The organism is Methylobacterium sp. CM6247 (assembly GCF_054817925.1).
Genome location: NZ_JBTXKX010000003.1, coordinates 256,780 through 275,283 on the forward strand (window position 1 = coordinate 256,780; position 18,504 = coordinate 275,283).

17 protein-coding genes and 1 tRNA gene are annotated in these 18,504 nt (G+C 63.2%); 9 read left to right on the forward strand and 9 right to left on the reverse strand.

Annotated features, from left to right (window positions below):
- Positions 1–168: 168 nt before the first annotated feature.
- On the reverse strand, positions 169–1,098 hold the full coding sequence (locus ACYQOP_RS02065; RefSeq protein WP_082469997.1) for a glutaminase: 930 nt from the start codon (positions 1,096–1,098) through the stop codon (positions 169–171).
- Positions 1,099–1,330: 232 nt separating this feature from the next.
- Here ACYQOP_RS02065 and hrcA point away from each other — a divergent pair, with 232 nt between their 5' ends.
- On the forward strand, positions 1,331–2,425 hold the full coding sequence (hrcA, locus tag ACYQOP_RS02070) for a heat-inducible transcriptional repressor HrcA (protein WP_461225159.1): 1,095 nt from the start codon (positions 1,331–1,333) through the stop codon (positions 2,423–2,425).
- A gap of 574 nt (positions 2,426–2,999) precedes the next feature.
- Here hrcA and ACYQOP_RS02075 read toward each other — a convergent pair.
- Genes ACYQOP_RS02075 through ACYQOP_RS02085 form a run of 3 tightly spaced genes read right to left on the reverse strand, consistent with a single transcriptional unit; the run spans position 3,000 to position 3,817 of the window.
- The gene (locus ACYQOP_RS02075; RefSeq protein ID WP_348646056.1) at positions 3,000–3,161 is read right to left on the reverse strand and encodes a DUF1236 domain-containing protein; all 162 of its coding nucleotides are present in this window, start codon (positions 3,159–3,161) and stop codon (positions 3,000–3,002) included.
- Positions 3,162–3,163: 2 nt separating this feature from the next.
- On the reverse strand, positions 3,164–3,361 hold the full coding sequence (locus ACYQOP_RS02080; RefSeq protein WP_461220942.1) for a hypothetical protein: 198 nt from the start codon (positions 3,359–3,361) through the stop codon (positions 3,164–3,166).
- Between the two features lie 3 nt (positions 3,362–3,364).
- On the reverse strand, positions 3,365–3,817 hold the full coding sequence (locus tag ACYQOP_RS02085; protein ID WP_461220944.1) for a hypothetical protein: 453 nt from the start codon (positions 3,815–3,817) through the stop codon (positions 3,365–3,367).
- Between the two features lie 416 nt (positions 3,818–4,233).
- On the opposite strand from ACYQOP_RS02085, the gene ACYQOP_RS02090 reads away from it, so the two are divergent.
- Positions 4,234–5,595, forward strand: coding sequence for an MFS family transporter (locus ACYQOP_RS02090; protein ID WP_056432202.1), 1,362 nt, complete (start codon positions 4,234–4,236; stop codon positions 5,593–5,595).
- Positions 5,596–5,798: 203 nt separating this feature from the next.
- Here ACYQOP_RS02090 and ACYQOP_RS02095 read toward each other — a convergent pair whose 3' ends face one another.
- Positions 5,799–7,676 carry a chloride channel protein gene (locus ACYQOP_RS02095; protein ID WP_461220946.1) on the reverse strand — a complete coding sequence of 626 codons (1,878 nt, stop codon included), beginning with the start codon at positions 7,674–7,676 and terminating at the stop codon, positions 5,799–5,801.
- A gap of 189 nt (positions 7,677–7,865) precedes the next feature.
- Here ACYQOP_RS02095 and ACYQOP_RS02100 point away from each other — a divergent pair.
- The 6 genes from ACYQOP_RS02100 to ACYQOP_RS02125 all read left to right on the forward strand — a co-directional run bounded on the left by ACYQOP_RS02100 (position 7,866) and on the right by ACYQOP_RS02125 (position 13,044).
- Positions 7,866–7,942, forward strand: a tRNA-His gene (locus ACYQOP_RS02100).
- A gap of 345 nt (positions 7,943–8,287) precedes the next feature.
- Entirely contained in the window at positions 8,288–9,433 is a 1,146-nt protein-coding gene (locus ACYQOP_RS02105) for a transglycosylase SLT domain-containing protein (RefSeq protein WP_461220948.1), read from the forward strand.
- A 302-nt stretch (positions 9,434–9,735) separates the two neighbouring features.
- Positions 9,736–10,257, forward strand: coding sequence for a response regulator (locus ACYQOP_RS02110; RefSeq protein WP_056432480.1), 522 nt, complete (start codon positions 9,736–9,738; stop codon positions 10,255–10,257).
- A gap of 223 nt (positions 10,258–10,480) precedes the next feature.
- Positions 10,481–11,401 carry a transglutaminase family protein gene (locus ACYQOP_RS02115; protein ID WP_461220950.1) on the forward strand — a complete coding sequence of 307 codons (921 nt, stop codon included), beginning with the start codon at positions 10,481–10,483 and terminating at the stop codon, positions 11,399–11,401.
- Between the two features lie 72 nt (positions 11,402–11,473).
- Positions 11,474–12,280 (forward strand): transglutaminase-like domain-containing protein, encoded by an 807-nt coding sequence (locus ACYQOP_RS02120; RefSeq protein WP_056432473.1) that lies wholly within the window; start codon positions 11,474–11,476, stop codon positions 12,278–12,280.
- Positions 12,281–12,390: 110 nt separating this feature from the next.
- Positions 12,391–13,044: a L,D-transpeptidase gene (locus ACYQOP_RS02125; protein WP_207410342.1), complete on the forward strand. Its 654-nt coding sequence runs from the start codon at positions 12,391–12,393 to the stop codon at positions 13,042–13,044.
- A 72-nt stretch (positions 13,045–13,116) separates the two neighbouring features.
- Here the strand turns inward: ACYQOP_RS02125 and ACYQOP_RS02130 are convergent, their stop codons facing one another.
- From ACYQOP_RS02130 to ACYQOP_RS02145, 4 genes are all read right to left on the reverse strand, one after another.
- Positions 13,117–13,446, reverse strand: coding sequence for a hypothetical protein (locus ACYQOP_RS02130; RefSeq protein ID WP_207410340.1), 330 nt, complete (start codon positions 13,444–13,446; stop codon positions 13,117–13,119).
- A gap of 141 nt (positions 13,447–13,587) precedes the next feature.
- The gene (locus ACYQOP_RS02135; protein ID WP_187273350.1) at positions 13,588–13,755 is read right to left on the reverse strand and encodes a hypothetical protein; all 168 of its coding nucleotides are present in this window, start codon (positions 13,753–13,755) and stop codon (positions 13,588–13,590) included.
- A gap of 236 nt (positions 13,756–13,991) precedes the next feature.
- Positions 13,992–14,252 (reverse strand): DUF2798 domain-containing protein, encoded by a 261-nt coding sequence (locus ACYQOP_RS02140; RefSeq protein ID WP_461220953.1) that lies wholly within the window; start codon positions 14,250–14,252, stop codon positions 13,992–13,994.
- Positions 14,253–14,521: 269 nt separating this feature from the next.
- On the reverse strand, positions 14,522–15,010 hold the full coding sequence (locus tag ACYQOP_RS02145) for a phasin (protein WP_027172066.1): 489 nt from the start codon (positions 15,008–15,010) through the stop codon (positions 14,522–14,524).
- Between the two features lie 484 nt (positions 15,011–15,494).
- On the opposite strand from ACYQOP_RS02145, the gene ACYQOP_RS02150 reads away from it, so the two are divergent.
- Positions 15,495–18,137, forward strand: a complete 2,643-nt coding sequence (locus ACYQOP_RS02150; RefSeq protein WP_461220955.1) for a PAS domain-containing sensor histidine kinase — start codon at positions 15,495–15,497, stop codon at positions 18,135–18,137.
- Positions 18,138–18,504 lie beyond the last annotated feature (367 nt).

Consider the following 18,504-nt stretch of genomic DNA (forward strand, 5'->3'; position numbering starts at 1 on the left):
CGCCAATTATAATCGATGCCTGTCGCAGGGTCTGCGGCAGGCATTCTTTTTTGCTCATTTGGAAGGCAAGCGGGTCTCAATGAACAAGTCGCTTGGCTACCTCGGTGCAACACGCTTCTTTTCGCCTACATCACGATGGGGCGTAGGGGATTACCGTCCCTACTGAGTTCACGCGCCGAAGATCGACCAGCCAAGGCGCCGAGTGAGCATCTCGAGGGCGATCCGGCCGAGATGCGAATTACCGGATGCGTCGAGGCCCGGCGACCATACCGCGATCGACGCTTTTTCGGGGGCCACCGCGATAATTCCGCCGCCGACGCCACTTTTGCCGGGAAGGCCAACACGATAAGCGAATTCGCCGGACCCGTCGTAGTGACCGCAAGTCAGCATGACTGCGTTGATACGCTTGGCGCGCTCCGGAGAGACCACGGAATGCCCGGTGAGAGGGTTGCGGCCGGAATGAGCGAGGAAGCGGCTCGCCGTGGCTAGCTGCCGGCACGACATGCCGATGGCGCAATGATGGAAATAAACACCCAGGGTGAAATCGACCGGGTTATCGATATTGCCGAAGGATTTCATGTAGTTGGCAAGCGCGATATTACGGAAACCCGTACGCAGCTCGGACGCGGCCACCGCCTCGTCAATGGTAATGGTCGGGTCCTGGGCGAGGAACTGCATGAAGCGCAGGATTTCACCGAGTGCCTCCCGGGGCTGGTGGCCCGACAGTATCGTGTCGGTCACCGCGATGGCACCGGCATTGATGAATGGATTGCGGGGGATGCCGCGCTCACGCTCGAGCTGGACAATGGAGTTGAAAGGACTGCCGGACGGCTCGCGACCGACTCGGCGCCAGAGCCGATCTCCCGCCATGCCGAGGGCCAGAGTCAGCGTGAACACCTTCGAGATGCTTTGGATCGAGAATGAAGTGTCGCTGTCACCTCCTGCCGCCACATGCCCGTCAGCATCGATGACGACGATTCCGAAGGCCTTCGGATCGACACGGGCGAGTTCCGGGATGTAGGTGGCGACCTCACCTCGGTCTGGCCGGTCAGCCATCTCTTCGGCGATTTCTCTGACGACGGTATCAAGGTCGGGCACGGCGTCGCTCATCTGCGAGGAAACGGGTATCGATGCGAGCCAAGACGGAACCCGCATGCCTCCGCCACGGCGCCATCCGACAGATGGCGGAGTTTCGCGGCCGGCCGCACCGCGACGCAAAGGGCATTCCTTTTGGACGAAGCGGATTGCCGGAGAACAACGTCGATGCCGCGGGCCTAGAGGTTGTGCGCGAGGGCAGAGCCGGACACAATCGCCGCTCAGGAAGAACCCATTGAACGATCGACCCCGCCCCTTCTCTTCTCAGCAGCTCCAGCCCCTCGCGGCTCTAAACGAGCGCACACGCGAGATCTTTCGACAGATCGTGGAGAGCTACCTCACGACGGGCGAACCTGTAGGATCCCGCAACCTCGCGCGCATCCTGCCCATGGCGCTGTCGCCGGCCTCGATCCGCAATGTCATGGCGGATCTGGAGCATTCTGGCCTGATCTTCGCGCCTCACACATCCGCCGGCCGACTTCCGACGGAAATGGGCCTGCGCTTCTTTGTCGATGCCATGCTGGAGATCGGCGATGTCGGGCGCGAGGAGCAGGAGCGGATCGAGGCCCAGATGCGTGCCGCCGCATCTGGCCACACATTCGAAAGCGCCTTGGCCGAGGCCTCGACGCTGCTGTCCGGAATTTCCCGGGGTGCAGGCGTCGTGCTCACCACTAAGACAAACGTGCACCTGAAACACATCGAATTCGTCCGGCTCGATCCAGCCCGCGCCCTCGTCGTACTGGTGTCGGATGATGGTTCGGTTGAGAACCGCCTCCTGGATCTGCCCCTGGGCCTTCCGGCCAGCGCCCTGCAGGAAGCCTCCAACTACCTCAATGCCCGCCTTCATGGACGCACGCTGGGAGGCTTGCGCGCCGAGATCGAGGCCGGCCGCGAGGCGATGAAGCGCGAACTAGACGTCATTACCGAGCGCCTGGTGGATGCGGGCCTAGCCACCACCGTCGGGCCCTCCGACGCACGTCAATTAATCGTGCGCGGCCAAGCCAACCTTCTCGACGACTTGCGCGCGGTGGAGGATCTCGAGCGCATCCGCCTACTCTTCAACGACCTTGAAACACAGAAGGATGTGATCGAACTGCTCTCCCGCGCCGAGGGCGGAGAAGGAGTGCGCATCTTCATCGGCTCGGAGAATAAACTGTTCTCGCTTTCCGGCTCGTCGATGATCGCCGCGCCTTTCCGGGACGGTTCTCAGAAAATCGTCGGCGTCGTTGGTGTCATCGGCCCGACGAGACTTAACTACGCGCGGATCGTGCCGATGGTGGATTACACTGCTCGGGTAGTCTCGAAGATGCTCGACCGCAACGGGCGCTGAGCGTCATTGCGTTCATCTCACCGGACAAGACTTCGCTTCTCCAAGAAAGCTCTGCCACGACTTGAAGGAAACTGAACCAATGGTCGACGACGCCCCGGCTTCGGGGATTAATGTCGAGACACTGGTGACCTTTATTCGAAGCTCGGCACATGAGTAGCCAAAGGCCTGCTGAAAGGCCCTGACTTAGCTGCCCTCCTGCCGGAAAGCGAAACTCGCTGCGATCACTCGCATAGAAGTCTCAGTCTTTCACCTCGCTGTGATCTCGCCAAGCGCCCGCGTCAGGCGCAGCCTGAGAATGACGTTCTCAACCTAGCCTGTTGCACTCATGCGGCGCTGCAGAGTTTAGTAAGAGGAAGAGGCCCAACCTCGCAGGTCGTTTGATACGCGGACCAAAAATAAGCCCTTGCCTGAAACATCCAGGCTCCGGATCGCTGATGACAGCTTGTCAGGAGCCTGGACTCTGTTCTCACGTCACCACTTCGATCCGGCAAAGCATCACGCGCTACGGTTCACATTTCAACAGCGTATGCGCTTCGCCAGAGGAAGTTCCCCTCGAGGACACCACAGATGAAGATCAACCGCGGATGACGTCCACGATCTCATAGGTGTCCGGGTCGACGATGACGATGTCGTCGTCGACGAGCACGTATCGATAATCCTCGTATTCGGGCACGATCTGCACGATGTCAGGCGGCAGGTCGTAGAGAGTGTAGCTTCGGGCGATTGCAGTCCCCACCGTCAGAGCGAAAGCACCAGCGGCGAGACGGGGGATCCCGCGACGAAGTACGCTCTGGCGAAATTCTGTACGCTGCGGAGCACCCAGTCGGCCATAAGCCCCGCGCACGGCGCCGCTATCGCCTCGGCCCGAACGATCTCGACGCCCAGCTCGATCACCCCGGTCGCTGTCGCTCCTCTCGCCACGATCCGCTTTGCCATCCTTCAGGCCGCGATCGGCCTTGCCGCTTCCGTCCATCCGCTCATCACGATCGGCCCTGCCGTCTCGATCAGACTTGCCGTCTCGATCAGACTTGCCGTCTCGATCAGACTTGCCGTCTCGATCCGGCCGGGCTGCGGGATCGCTCCTGCTGCCAGCACTCGGACGTTCGCCCTGCTCCACGCGGCCATTTCGTTCGCCGCCAGCATCACCGCCTCGCTCCATTCCAGCCGCGCCGCCGCGCTCACCCGCAGGGCCGCCGCGATCCCCCGAGGCACCACCGCGTTCCATACCACCTGCGGCTCCACCACGCTCGGCTCCGCCGCCACCGGCGCCCCGCATGCCGGCGCCACCAGCCGATCCGGCACCACCCGCGCCACCGCCGGGCGCACCGGCGCCTGCCGCGCCGCCGCCACCCGCACCGCCACCTGCTCCAGGCCCACCTTGGGCGAAAGCACTCGCCGCACCGACGACGAGAACGGCAGCCGTCACCGTACTCCGCAAGAGCTTGCTCATGTCAGTCAGTCCATCTCTTAGTTGAATGCTGACGCCACGCGGCGCCGACGCGAAGCCGAAACGGAAAGACTGCCAAAACCGTTCCGTGAATTAAAACTACTTCCCACGTTGTCATCACGCTGCACAGGCAACTTAAGCCCAAGCTTCACGGCAACGGACTTCCATGTATCTCAACTTGGAGAAGACACTGACGTACCTTTGCCATGGCGGGAAGGGCGACGGGGATGAGGGAATGGCTGACATTTGCAGCCTGCTGTAGGAAAGCCGCGTTGAGGCGCTTGTGAATTCTCCATCGCCGCTTAACGTCGCCGACCAAGAGGCCCAGGTAGGGCCCCGACAAGGATGGTAGGGAGTGCCCATGTCCGACGCTATCGCGATCGATCCTTCGAAGCCTGACGATCCGGAAGACCGCCGTCGGCGGATATTCGCCATCGTGGGCTCGTCGTCGGGTAATCTCGTCGAGTGGTTCGACTTTTATTGCTACGCCTTCTTTGCCCTCTATTTTGCGCCGGTCTTCTTTCCTGAAGGCGACGATACCAGTCAGCTCCTGAAATCCGCCGCCGTGTTCGCGGTCGGATTCTTCATGCGCCCCATCGGTGGTTGGTTGTTCGGCCGTATCGCCGATCGCCTTGGCCGCAAGACCTCGATGATGATCTCGGTGCTGATGATGTGCGGCGGATCGCTCATGATCGCCGTGCTGCCGACCTATGCCAGTGTGGGGCACTGGGCTCCCGCCCTGCTCCTGCTCGCACGTATGATCCAGGGCCTTTCCGTGGGCGGCGAGTACGGCACCAGCGCCACCTACATGAGCGAGGTCGCCCTGAAGGGTCAGCGTGGATTCTTCGCCTCGTTCCAGTACGTTACCCTAATCGGCGGACAGCTTCTGGCCTCGCTGGTGCTGATCATTCTGCAGAGCTTCCTCACCGCCCAGCAGCTCACTGCCTGGGGCTGGCGCATCCCGTTCTTCATCGGTGCGATGGCGGCCGTGGTGGCGCTGTTCCTACGTTCGTCGCTCGCGGAGACGGCGACCAAAGAGGACATGGCCTCGAAGGAATCGGGGACCTTTTCGGCCCTTTTCAAGCATTGGCGGGCGTTCTGCGTGGTACTCGCCTACACCGCCGGCGGCTCCTTGAGCTTCTATACTTTCACCACCTACATGCCGAAATATCTCTTCAACACGGCGCATATCGACAAGATCACCGCATCGCAGATCTCCACTGCGGCGCTCCTCGTCTACATGGTGATCCAGCCCTTCTTCGGCTGGCTTTCGGATAGGATCGGCCGCAAGACCAACATGCTGCTCTATAGCGGGCTCGGCACGCTGATGGTGGTGCCGCTAATGACGGCGATCGGCTCCACTACGAACCCCTACCTCTCGTTCGGTCTGATCATGATCGGCCTCACGGTGATCAGCTTCTACACGGGCATCAGCGGCATTGTGAAAGCAGAGCTGTTCCCGACCCAGGTCCGGGCGCTGGGGGTCGGCCTCTCCTACGCGGTGGCGAACTCGATCTTCGGTGGCACGGCGGAGGCGGTAGCCCTGTATTTGAAGCAGATCGGCTCGGAAAGCAGCTTCTTCTGGTACGTCACGGCGATGCTCGCCATCGCCTTCATCGGCTCGCTGATCATGCCGAACCCCAAGCGCCACGGTTATCTCGACGGTGACGGCACGGTGGAAGAGGCGCTGATGCGCAAGTCACGCCGGGCGCTGCCCGCCTAAATTGCCGCTTTGTCGAAAGGTTAAACGCACGCGGTGTTCACTCGCCGCGTGCGTCTTCATAAGTGCCGCACAGCGACCGTGATCCGGTTCAGGTGATATCGTCGGTGACTATTTCCGATGCAGTGCGAGTCAGTCGTGCATGTGCGGGAATTGGCCCTTCGCATCCGCATGGCCGAGACTTGCAGCGAGGAACTGGATCAGTTTCACGCAGCGTCGCCCATGATCGCTCGTCGCTGCCGGTCGAGCTCCTCGCTGTAGCGCTTGAGGGTGTGGCTCTCGGTGAGCAGCCCGATCACCCGACGCGAGACCGGATCATCCACCACCGCCAGAGCTTCGCTCTCCGCGCTGTCGAAGGCCGAGGCTGCCTGTTTGGCATTCATGCCGGCGGTGAGGAACACGTCTGTATAGCGTATGGCCTCGATGAGACTGGCCTCGCTATCGGCCGTCACCAGGGCATGAGCCTCGGGCACCAGCACGATTCCGGCGTAGCGCCCTTCCTTATCCACCATCACAACGCGGGACGGCGAGCCGAGGGGATGAGCCGCAAGGAAATCGCAGAGCTTCATATCGACCGGCACGGTTTCGACCTCGCGACGCATGAGCGCCCCAACGGTGAGTGACCTGATCCAGCCGATATCATGCGCGCTACGGATGCTTTCGCCGCGAAGGTGGAAGCGCCAGGTGGCAAAGGAATAGCCGAAGGTCTTCCGCACGGTCATCGACGAGGCGATCACCGCCACCAGTACGAGGCCGGTGATCGGAAAGCTGCCGGTGAGCTCGAGGGCGAGGAATGTCATCGTAAGCGGGCCGCCGATGACTGCCACCGCCAGGGCGCTCATGCCGATCACCGCATAAGCCAGCGGTGTGAGAGCGAAGAAGGTGAGTCCCTCCAGGCCGGATAGTCCATGAACGCCGGAAAGGGCCGGGATTACCTCCGCCATCAGCGCGGCAAAGAGCTTGCCCGCCAGAGCGCCGAGAAACAGCGAAGCGAAGAACAAGCCGCCGCGAAAACCCGAGCCGATCGAGATCGCCGAGGTCGAGGCCTTCGCCACGAACAGCAGCGCCAGAGCACCGAACCCCATGGCAGGCATGTTGGTGTCGAGATGGAGATGGAGCGCTCCGTGCCCACCGGAAAGTATCTGCGGGGAGACAGCTAGGGCCAGGACGCCAACGCAGAGACCGCCGATGGCGGGGGCGAGGAAGGCCGGCAGGCGGGTCGCCCGCACACCCTGCTCGACTAGGGTGACACCACGCATGATCAGAATTCCGAGCCCAGCGCACGCGAAACCGAGAGCGAGGCTCGGTAGCGTATCGATTCCGGAGACCGCCCTCGTCGTCAGGACATCGAAACCGTTGGCAGTCACCAGGGGACTCTGCGTTACGAGCGCCTTGGCGACGAGGCTACCGCACAGGGCCGAGACGACCACCGGTGTGAGAGTGGCGATGGAATACGTGCCGATGATGAGTTCGAACGCATAGAATGCCCCCGTGAGCGGCGCCCCGAAGGCAGCGGCGATGGCGGCGGCCGAGCCGCAGCCCACTAGGGTACGTAGATCCGAGCGACGCATTTCAAAGGAGAGGCCGAGACGCGAGGCGATGCCGGCGCAGATCTGGGTATAGCCCGCTTCGAGACCGACCGATGCACCGCTGCCGTTCGAGATCACATTTTGCGCCGCCACGGCAGCCGACCCCTTCAGCGAGAGCCGCCCGCCATGCAGGGCATTGGCCTCGATGGGATCGACGATCGGCTGCTGCGGGTTGCCTCGGCGACGAGCCAAGCCCAGAGCGATCAGGCCGAGGATGAGACCGCCGACGGCCGGGCCGACTAGAATAAGGATCGGGGCCACATCCGTCGAAGCGCTGAGTCGGGCGCCGTGCGGTAGTCGATAGAGGATCTCGCGCAGGCCCTGCGTCGCGAGACTCATGGCCGAGACTGCGATCCCGGCGATCGCGCCGACGCAGGCGGCCAGCGCCACGAGCCCGGCTTCGCTGCCGCGCACCAGGGCACGCAATCGGCTTGGCACGTGGACCAGCAGCTGGCCGGCGGGAGATCCACGGCGCGGCGCGGTTTCTGAGTTCATCGACCGACGGGGGGATTGGCACGAAAGGGGTACGAAGACCGCGGCACCTTAGGGGTGGGGTGCAAGGTCCGTCGACCGAATTTCGACGTCCGGCGGCATTGATGGGGCGAAGAGTTTTCCCCATTCTGCATTCCTTGCGTCTCTAACGCTTGAAATGCCCGCAGCCTCAGGATACATCGCAGCCCGAGTGCCGCTGTAGCTCAGTTGGTTAGAGCGCTTGATTGTGGATCAAGAGGTCCCCCGTTCGAGCCGGGGCAGTGGTACCATTCGACTATATTGGCGTCTTTGGCGACGCCTTGCAGGCTAAGAATCGGCAGCTGTTTCTAAAGCTCCCAGCTTGGCCTTGCCTGCCTAGAATGATGCGTACCGCCCGATTACGGCAGCGCCGTTCTTGCTAGATTAGTTCCGATACAAACTTGTCGTGAATGCCCGGTGGTTGCTGGTGCATTCCGTCCGACCCTGTCGCATGCGGACGGTAATGGCTCGTAATGGCTAAGCTGCCGCAAAGTGGCCATCGACGCCACGGGATGATCACGAGCCTAGCCGTTTTGTCGCCACAACTGTCCTCGTAAATGCCGATGTGCGCCACCACACGGAGACGAGTCGATCAGATGCGGGTTCAGAAGGTCGGATCATCACGAGTTACCCCTCCCTCGCGCCGCTTCGGCGCTGGCGGTGATGCGGCAACTTCATCCGATGCGCTGACGCTCAAGAATCGGGTCGGACACGACCATGGGAGCCGCCCCGCCCTCACCCGCTCCGTTCTGGCCATGATGCTGGTCGCGGGAGGCCTGAGCGCCGTCGTTCTCAACGGCACCGGCACCAGTGGCTTCGGCGCCGTGGTACAATCGGCTCAGGCGATGACCGAGCTGTCGATGCCGAAGCCCAGAATTCAGTCGGCGGTCCCGGGAGTTCTAGAAGCTCCACCCACCGTACTCACGTCATCCTCGGCCTTTGCCCCCGTCCACGACCTCGACACCGAAATCGGCTCCAATGCCGTCGATCGTGTCTCCTACGATTACCTGTTGACCGAAAGCGCTGTCGGCGACCCGAACGATATCCTCGAATTCGGACCCATGAAGATTCGCCGCCACTTGGTGCAGAAGATCGTCCGCGCTGCGCAGGCCGTACAGACCGACCCCGTCCTGCTGATGGCGGTAGCCGACAAAGAGTCGAGCTTCATCACCGAAGTGCAGGCCAAGACGTCCTCGGCGACCGGCCTGTTCCAGTTCATCGAGCGCACCTGGCTCGGTGTTGTGCGCGACTTCGGACCGAAATACGGCCTGACGCAGGAAGCGGCCCTCGTGGTCTCCGGCGATAACGGCAAGCCGAGCGTGGCAGATGCCGCCGAGCGGACCCGCATCCTCGAATTGCGGCGTGACCCCTATCTCGCCGCACTGATGGCAGGCGAGATGCTGAAACGCGACGCAGCGCGAATCTCCCTGCGTATCGGCCGCGAGCTGACCCTGGGCGAGGTGTATCTCGCCCACTTCCTCGGTCCCGACGATGCCGAGGAGTTCCTCGCTACCGTTGTCGACAAGCCGACATCCGCCGCCGCCCAGATGCTGCCGGGCCCGGCGCGCGCCAACCGTTCCATCTTCTTCGCGGCCCAACGCGGTCGCCGCAAGGCAGCGAGCCTGTCGGTGGCCCAGGTTCATGAGAAGTTCGAGACCATGATGAGCACTCGTGGTGCTCGCTACCGCGATGTCCGCTCTCTCTCGGGCGTCATGGCCTATGCCGACGCCTCGGCGGAGTAACCGCGCCTCACCGCGTTTTATGCGCCGATCTCGCTGTCAGTCCTGAACCCCAGCAATCGCATTTCGCGGACCGATTCGCCGTCGGCCCAACCCTTGTTGCGCCTTGGGAGCAACTGACGCCTGAGTCCCTACGTTGAGCTTGGGGCCGCACGCGGCGGTACCATGCAGATGACGAAAACCGGAGGGATGACGTGCTCGATCCGAAAGGCCCGTCGAACAATCGTTCGCCCACTCCTTTCAAGGATGTTCCGAAAAAGCGCGCAGGCAACGATACGCTCGCGCCTGGCCTCGCCCTCGACCAAATCGGCGAAGCCCTAGCGTCTTTCTATGACGACCTGATCGCCGAGGGCATTCCGGAGAACTTGGCTGCCCTCGTTCGTCAGGTCCACCAGCCGGAAGCCACGCCTGAGCCCGATCCCGTTATCTCCGCGCCGATTCGTAAATCCGGCCGCCTCGCCCTCGTGGTCGAGGATGATGCATCGACACAAGGCTTGGCAGTCGCCCTGTTGGACGAGACTGAGCTCGATGCTATCGGCTGCGCTACGGCGGAAGAGGCTCTGGCCGTGATGCGGGACAGGGGCGGCGATGTCGCTTTGGTCTTTGCCGATATCCAGCTCTCGGGTGTCATGGACGGCCTGCAACTGGCGCGTGCCGTCGCGATGCTGTGGCCTACGGCGAGGATGGTGGTCACATCCGGCCGACGTGCTCCGCGACCGGACGCATTGCCGGAAAGGGTGGTCTTCATCCCCAAACCCTGGCGCCCCCAGGATGTGTTGGTGGAAGCCGAGCACGCGACCAGCAATCCTCCTCCGCCAGTGCCCTGAACTCTGCCCGCCGCGGATGAATCGGCCAGGGGCCAGGGCCGCTTTCACTTTAATGAAGATCGCTATCGAACCAGCTCAAGGAGCATTGCCCCAGCGGTGATATTCAGGCCAATACTCCTGTGCCGTGGAGGCGACATCACGGGCCGCCATGACGTTGGGCGCACCTCTTGCATTGCATCGATCCAAGAGAGTGGTACCGACCGGTGCTGCGGAGCCTGTGAACGTGCCGATCCTATCCGTCCGTCACATTACGACCTACCGGTACCGCCAGCCCGTCGGCTTGGGCGAACACCGGATCATGTTTCGTCCGCGCGACAGCTATGACCAGCGCCTGATCGCCGCGACGCTCAAGATCACGCCCGAGCCGTCGTCTCTGCGGTGGTTGCACGACGTGTTCGGAAATTGCGTTGCCGTGGCGACATTCCAGGGTCGCGCCTCCACCCTGACCTTCGAATGCTCGATCACCCTCGATCACACACCCGAGCTCGCACCGGAATTTCCGATCGCGCCGCATGCGGCCTACTACCCTTTCGGCTACGGCGCCGACGATATGCCGGATCTCAGCCGCTCCATCGAGCGCGAGCACCGCGATCCGAAGAACGAGGTCGATGCCTGGGCGCGTAGCTTCGTTCCGCCTGCGGGTCGCATCGGCACGCAGGATCTGCTCGCCGAGATGACGCGCCATGTCCGGCGCAACTTCGCCTATCTCGCGCGCTCGGAGAAAGGCGTTCAGGACCCCGTCACAACCCTGCGCCTCAAGCGCGGAAGCTGCCGCGATTTCGCGGTGCTGATGATCGAGGCCGTGCGCGCGCTTGGCATGGCCGCCCGCTTCGTCTCCGGCTACCTCTACAATCCGCGCGGTGACCGCAACCGCCATGTGGGCGGTGGCTCGACCCATGCCTGGGTTCAGGTCTACCTGCCCGGCGCGGGCTGGATCGAGTTCGATCCCACCAATGGCATCGTCGGCAATCGCGACCTCATCCGCGTCGCCGTCGCCCGCGATCCGCGGCAGGCGGTGCCGTTGCACGGCTCCTTCTTCGGGTTTCCCGCGGACGATCTCGGCATGTCCGTGAGCGTCGAGGTCGATGAAGTCGAACTCGGTTCACTCGAGCAGCGTACACCCGATGCGATGGTGGTGCGTTGAAGACGTTCATTCCGCTGCCATCAGATGGCGGCTGGGTTCCAATCATATTTTTTCAGACATGGGGCCAATACGATGAAGATCAGGACTGGGTTCGACATCGCCTTCGAATCGGTTCAGCCGACGCCCATGATTCTTGAACTGAGCGTGCATCCATCACGCATGCCGGATGTGATGACCCCACACGTCATCAGCTTCAACCCGCCGATACCTTTCCAGGAATATCGGGACGTCTACGACAACATCTGCACGCGCATCGTCACTCCGGTTGGCCGTCTCGACATCTCGGCCGATTTTACCGTTTACGATTCCGGATTGCCGGACGAATACGCTCCGCATGCGCAGCAGATCGACGTCCAGAACCTGCCGAGCGATGTCCTCGTCTATCTTCTCGGCAGCCGCTATTGCGACACCGACAAGCTGTCTGAGACGGCCTGGTCCCTCTTCGGAGGAACGATGCCTGGCTGGTCGAGGGTCCAGGCGATCTGCGACTACGTTCACGACCGCATCCGGTTCGACTACATGCTCGCCGATGCCACGCGCACGGCCTGGGACGGTTTCATGCAGCGCCAGGGCGTCTGCCGCGACTTCGCCCATCTGGCGGTTGCTTTCTGCCGATGCATGAACATCCCGGCGCGCTACTGCACCGGATATCTCGGCGATATCGGCATCCCGCCCGTGCCGGACCCGATGGATTTTTCGGCATGGTTCGAAGTGTATCTGGACGGGCGCTGGTACACATTCGACGCCCGTCACAATACACCGCGGATCGGCCGCATCGTCATGGCCCGCGGTCGCGATGCCACTGATGTCGCGATCACCACAAACTTTGGTTATTCGCACCTTGCCCGTTTCGACGTGCATACGGACGAGGTGTACTAAATTCATAAGCTCACGTTAACGAGACGCGAAATCTGCGACCGGGGGTGGAACCACGCGCCTACGCCTACGCTTGTATAGCAAAGGTTACCGCACAGGTAAGGCATCCGACCATGAAGACGTTGGCGACCGCTTTTGCAGGCATGATGGGTGCTTGCATCCTCGCTTCCACCCCCGTTCTCGCCGCCTCCTCCTACGATCCGTTCGGAACGGGGGGCGACGATTACTATCCCGAGACCGAGTACAGCCAGCCCTCCTACGACCCTTATGGCTATCAGGGCACCGTCGGTCAGGGCGCGCAAGCAGCTCCGCAGGCCCAGGTCTCGCCGATCCCGCGCGAGATCGTAACCTTCCGCGGCGCATACAAGCCTGGCACGATCGTCGTCTCGACCGCTGAACGGCGTCTCTACTTCGTTCTGCCGAACGGTGAAGCTATCCGCTACGGCGTTGGCGTCGGTCGTCCCGGCTTCACTTGGTCAGGCACGAAGACCGTTACCGCCAAGCGCGAATGGCCGTCATGGACGCCCCCGGCCGCAATGATCGCCCGCCGCCCCGACCTGCCGCGCTACATGGCGGGTGGTGTGGAGAACCCTCTGGGCGCCCGCGCCATGTATATCGGCAATACGGAGTACCGGATCCACGGATCCAACGAGCCCGACACGATCGGTCAGGCAGTTTCGTCAGGTTGTATCCGGATGACCAATGACGACGTCACCGACCTTTACGAGCGCGTGAAAGTAGGCGCCAAGGTCGTCGTCCTCAACTGAATTCCACGTCTCTGCAGAACAACGCCGCGTCATCCCAGGATGGCGCGGCGTTGTTTCTTTCCGGTTCGACCCTTACGGGACGACACGTCCAACCGCAGTCTGCGGTGAACTGAAGGACGCGATTGGCATGTCGCAGAAACAGCGCGCCCCGAGGGGACGAGGTCCGGGCAGCGGGCAGGAATAGGGCTGCAGGCCGCTGATTCCCGACTGGACAGCATCGCAGTTCAAGCCGACGGCCCGGCGGGGCGGGGGCCCGCGATCCTCGTAATAGTCGCGCCGGGGCGCGGGGCGGTAGTAGCCGTCGTCATACTGGGCGCTGGCGGCGCCAGCGGATAGCACACCGGCCAGAGCGAGGGCCAACAGGCCGAAACGCTGGGCGGCGCGCGAAAAAGCAGGTCGCATGAAGGTTCGCCCTCTTCGACGAGCCCGAAATCCGGGCGGGGCGCCAGGGTTAGGAGACCGGCCGTCGCGGTGCAAGCGTCGTGTCGCACCTCGTTCGCTGCCGTCGCCGACGGGACTACGGCACCGGCGATTGAGGGCCTTTCAAAGAACCGTGAGGGAGGCGATCGGCAGCCACGCTTCCAGTTCGTCGCCGTCGACGTCGCCATCCACGAACCAGCGGCACAGGGCCTTGTCGTCCACGATCTCGACGACGGTCATTGTCGCCTCGTTGTCGTCCGACCCCACGTAATCACCCGGCTTGATGGTCATCGATCCCCGTTCCTCCCGATCTCCGCTGCGTGGCCATCCTAAGCGTTGGTGACTTGAGACTGTCGAGCAGGACCGCCGCACCGTCCCGGACATGGTCTCAGGAGCGATGCGGCAGTTTCATATGCCGTGCCGGCTCGTCTGAGAACCTGCCTCCGCCCTCGCTGTTATGCTCGGATCATCGTTGGGAGCGACTCATGGAGCCGCACATTCGAAATCCGGGACGGGCACGGCACGCATCAGGCGGGCCTGACCAGGAACCCGACGATCCGGCGGACCAGGGGCAGGACCAGGAGAAGCGTCGGGAACGCCACCACCCAGGACAAAGCCCAGGCCGGCGGCCAATGCTCGATGAAAGCCGCATCGGCCCCCAAGGTCTTGTAGGTGGAGATCGCCGAGACGACGAGCGTCATCAGCAGCGAGAGCACCAGCGGCATGATGAGCCACTGACTGCTCGGCGACAGACATCCGCGGAGGCTGAACGATTGCAGGCGGTTCATGATAACCCGACGTCTGTACCGCAATCCGGGGCAGCGCTGACACCGACCGGAAGACGGATCGGAAAATGCGTTGCTTGACGTCAGACGCTTACGGCACGCGCTTGGCGCGGCGAAACTTGACTAGGGCAGCTTGGCCGGGACCGTCAATAGCCGAATATCGAGCTGGGTCATCGCGTCCATCTTCAGAAAAACAATAAGGCCCGCCTCACCGTGAGGGCGGGGCGGGCCTCTATCGTCGGACGGATTAGATCCGTCGCATTTCGAAAATATCAGGAATTGGCGTTGCGAATGGCTTGCTCGGCATCGGCGCCGGCCTTGCGAGCGGCCTCGGTGCCCTGCTCCATCGCCTTGCGAGTGTTCTCAGCCGTCTCCTGCATCGCTGCCTTGGCCTTCTCGGCGCCTTGCTGCATTGCACTCTGCGCCAAGCCACCGAACTCCTTGGCCTGGGCCTGGATTGCGGCGAACTGGCTGCGGACGAACTCAGCCTGATGCTGCATGGCTTCCTGCAAGTCGCGCGAGCGAACGAGCTTCTGGGCGAGGTCGAAGGCGGCATTCACGTTCTGCTCGGCGAACTCGAAGCCGCGCGCGGAGACGTCATGTGCACTGGTACGGGCCGTGTCGGCCGAACCCTGGACCGTGTCGGCGGTGCGACGAGCGGCGCCAATGAATGAGTCGAAGGCCTTACGAGCCTGATCGACGCTCTTCTCAGCGAAATCGCGCATTTCAGCGGGCACTTCATAGTTCGGGGTGTTGCTCATGTCCGTCTCCTCTGAACTTGCTTGTTGATCGTTTGTTGTGCGCTGCACAATAACACAGCGCCCGCTCTATGCCACCCTCGATCACGGCATTAAGGATGACAAAAGGTAAACGCGCATCGGCGGCGCTTGGTGTCTACATCCGCGGCGCGTTGCGGTTAAAAAAGGGTGCGAATCACTCACGTGTCACGCGAAACGGGTACGAATGTTCGAAAGACGGGCTGAAGAACCGATATCCGGCCCTGAACCGGACCTCGGCGACCTTATTAGACACTGGAGCGGTGATTCGCGGTTTGGCGCTCGCCTGAGCGGCCCAGACGCGGTGTGGCTTGTGCTCGACGGTACGGCGGAGCGAATCCTGCTGGCTTCGACGGCGGATGGCGTTGCGCGGTCTCTGAGCGGCGGCGAATCGGGCCGGATCAACGACGGGATTCGCATGGGCGAACAAATTCGTCCGCGCGCCCTGCCGCTGAATCGGCCATCGCTGATGAAGCTGCGATTCGACACGCGGCGTCTCGGACAGGCCACGACCTGCCTTGCTTTGCGGACGAAGGATGCATCGGGTCGTAATTGCGTGATCGTGGCGGTCCTCGATCGCCTGCCGGGCCACCGAGCCTTGCCCCAGAAAGGCGCAGGCGAACAGGAGCGCGCACAGGCCGATCCGACGGCAGCACCTGAGCCGCGTCCTTCCGTCTTTGAAGACACGTCCGCACCATTGGACAGCCGCGCGGTGCGGACTGGACGCGTAACCTGGAAAAGCGACGCCGAGGACAGGCTCACGGACATTTCCGGGCCTGCCGCCGCCGCGGTCAAACCGGCACTGATAGGACGGACCTGGGCTGCGCTGTCACACACGCGCACGCTGCTCGACGCGGAAGGGCTCCTGCAGGCGTTGGCCCAGCGCCGGACCTTTCGTGCAATTTCCGTCACGCTGCAGGCCGATGGCATGCCGGACGCGATGGATCTCGACATATCCGGCACGCCGATCCAGCGCGGGGCAGCCGAGTTCACCGGGTTCAACGGCTTCGCCATGGTGCGGTCTTCGACCGCGTCATCGGAGAGTGGATCGGTGAGCCCAGAACACGCGGACATCATCACCGACCTGCATCCTACCGATCAGCCTGTATCGGAGGGGGAGCCCGATGATGGAGCATCTGCCGATACTGCCGAGGCTGTGACGCCAACGGCCATGGAGCTCAGCGCCATGGACTTGGCGAGAAAAACGGACTTGGCGAGAAACGAGGAAACATCCGCTCTGCCCGTCGCGGAACCCGCTTTTGCGACGATCGGTGATGATCCGTCCGCAGCTGCGGAAGGAGATTCCTCCCTCGCCCTCCTCAACGTGGAGCCGTCAGGGGAAGAAACGACCGAACGGTCTGCGACCGGAACAGAGCCCCCGACGACTGACGAAGACGCCTGGACACCGTTGCACGACCCGCATTTGTCCAGCAACGAACATGCGGCGTTCCGCGAAATCGCGCGGGCCCTGGGCGCGCGCTTCGCCGGCGATAGCACGCCCGACGATGAGGTTTCGGAGACCAGGACCGGCGAAGAGCGCGCCACCGGCGGTTCTGTGACTCCGTTTCCCACGGCGATGACGCGGTTCGCGGAGCCTGCATCGGAAGACCCCAATGCCGCCGTCAGCGCGACGCTGGAGCGGGTGCCCGGCGGCGTGATGGTCTATCGCGGCGACAGCGTCCTGTTCGCCAACAGCCACCTGCTGGCGATGGCGGGCTTCGCCGATCTGGCCGAACTGGCGGCATCGGGCGGCATCGGCAAGCTGTTCGGCGGCCTCGTCCCGCACGAGCGGAAGATCAGCGGCGCCCCCGCCATCCTCACCGCCGCCTCGGGGCACCGCCTGAGCGTCGACATACAGGCCTCCGATCTCGATTGGCGCGGCGCACCGGCTCACCTTCTCCTCATCCGCGACGCCGTTGCCGGTGAGCCTGGCCGTGAGCGCGTTGCCCTGCAGATCGCCGACGCCTTCGCGGGAGCCCGAGCCGCCGATGCGCAGGCCGTTCTCGACAGCCTCGATGACGGAGTCATCACCCTCGACCGGAATGGGCGGATCATCGGCCTCAACCGCAGCGCGGCGACGACCTTCGGCCTCGACCCGCGCGAAGTCGTCGGTGCCGCCATCCTCAGTCTGTTCGCAGCGGAAAGCGCGGTGGCAGTGCTCGCCAGCGTCCATGGCATAGCCGGTTCGGGGCAAACCGTCCTCGCGCAAGCGACCCCGGATGTGATCGGCCGCACCGCCGCCGGCATGTCTCCGCTGCTGATCAAGGTGACCCCCCTCGCCGGTCGGGACGACGGCCGCATGGTCATGACCGTGCGGGACGTTCGCGCCACCAGACGTATCGAAGCGGAAACGTCGAACGCACGGCAGGCTGCGGAATATGCCAGCGCACGCAAATCGGATTTCCTCGCCCGGATCAGCCACGAGATCCGCACGCCGATGAACGGCATCCTCGGCTTCGCCGATATGATGCTAGCCGAACCGTTCGGTCCCGTAGGCCACGAGCGCTACCGCGACTATCTGGGCGACATCCACGCTTCGGGAACTCACGTCCTCAGTCTCGTCAACGACCTGCTCGACCTTGCAAAGATCGAAGCCGGCCGCCTCGACCTGACCTTCGCCGAGGTCCCCCTCAACGACGTCGTCACCCATTGCGTCGCGATGCTGCAGCCGCAGGCGATGCGCGATCGAATCGTCGTACGGACGAGTTTCTCCGACGACCTCCCGATGCTGGTCGCAGACGAGCGCTCGGTACGGCAGGCTGCCCTCAATATCATCGCCAACGCCATCGCCTTCACCGAGGCCGGCGGACAGGTCATCGTCTCCACCACCATGGCGGATCGTGGCGAGATCGCACTTAGGGTCCGCGACACTGGAATCGGGATGACCCCCGACGAGGTAGAGACCGCCCTCGAACCGTTCCGGCAGATCGCCGTGGCGGCCTCGGCCAGGGGACGTGCGGACGGACGAAGCACTGGAACCGGCCTCGGTCTGCCGCTCACGAAGGCGCTCGTCGAGGCCAATCATGGCCGCTTCCGCATCGAGAGCCGGAAGGACGAAGGCACCCTGGTGGAAATGCTGTTCCCACCGCAGGCGGCGGTCAGAACGGCGTGATCAGCGCGGCGAGCCCAGGCTCGTCTGGCGGCAACGCATCTGGCATGGTGGACCGGCACAACGCCGCGGCCCGTGGGCGATCGCCTAGCGGCGACCGTCGGCGAGCCAGATTGGGTACGAGCGTCATGACGAGACACGTCATGCGTCAGATGACCGATATCGAGGAAGCGCGCCTCGATGCGATAGTTGCCGAGTCCCAAAGGGCCAAGCCGACACTGCCGCGGCGCACCGAGCCGGGCGGTTCGCCATCCTGAAACGGGCATTCCGGCGTGGGTGCGAACGCTTGCTGGTCGGCAACCCAGGCAAGCGCCACCCGTTCTCCAGGCAGGTCTTGGAGAAACCCCATGCACATTACCCTTAGGCTTCT

Coding starts and splice junctions, on each gene's coding strand:
- ACYQOP_RS02080 (WP_461220942.1), bottom strand. CDS start 3,361: ATGGCAAAGCGGATCGTGGCGAGAGGAGCGACAGCGACCGGGGTGATC.
- ACYQOP_RS02090 (WP_056432202.1), top strand. CDS start 4,234: ATGTCCGACGCTATCGCGATCGATCCTTCGAAGCCTGACGATCCGGAA.
- ACYQOP_RS02095 (WP_461220946.1), bottom strand. CDS start 7,676: ATGAACTCAGAAACCGCGCCGCGCCGTGGATCTCCCGCCGGCCAGCTG.
- ACYQOP_RS02105 (WP_461220948.1), top strand. CDS start 8,288: ATGCGGGTTCAGAAGGTCGGATCATCACGAGTTACCCCTCCCTCGCGC.
- ACYQOP_RS02120 (WP_056432473.1), top strand. CDS start 11,474: ATGAAGATCAGGACTGGGTTCGACATCGCCTTCGAATCGGTTCAGCCG.
- ACYQOP_RS02125 (WP_207410342.1), top strand. CDS start 12,391: ATGAAGACGTTGGCGACCGCTTTTGCAGGCATGATGGGTGCTTGCATC.
- ACYQOP_RS02130 (WP_207410340.1), bottom strand. CDS start 13,446: ATGCGACCTGCTTTTTCGCGCGCCGCCCAGCGTTTCGGCCTGTTGGCC.
- ACYQOP_RS02135 (WP_187273350.1), bottom strand. CDS start 13,755: ATGACCATCAAGCCGGGTGATTACGTGGGGTCGGACGACAACGAGGCG.
- ACYQOP_RS02140 (WP_461220953.1), bottom strand. CDS start 14,252: ATGAACCGCCTGCAATCGTTCAGCCTCCGCGGATGTCTGTCGCCGAGC.
- ACYQOP_RS02145 (WP_027172066.1), bottom strand. CDS start 15,010: ATGAGCAACACCCCGAACTATGAAGTGCCCGCTGAAATGCGCGATTTC.
- ACYQOP_RS02150 (WP_461220955.1), top strand. CDS start 15,495: ATGAAGCTGCGATTCGACACGCGGCGTCTCGGACAGGCCACGACCTGC.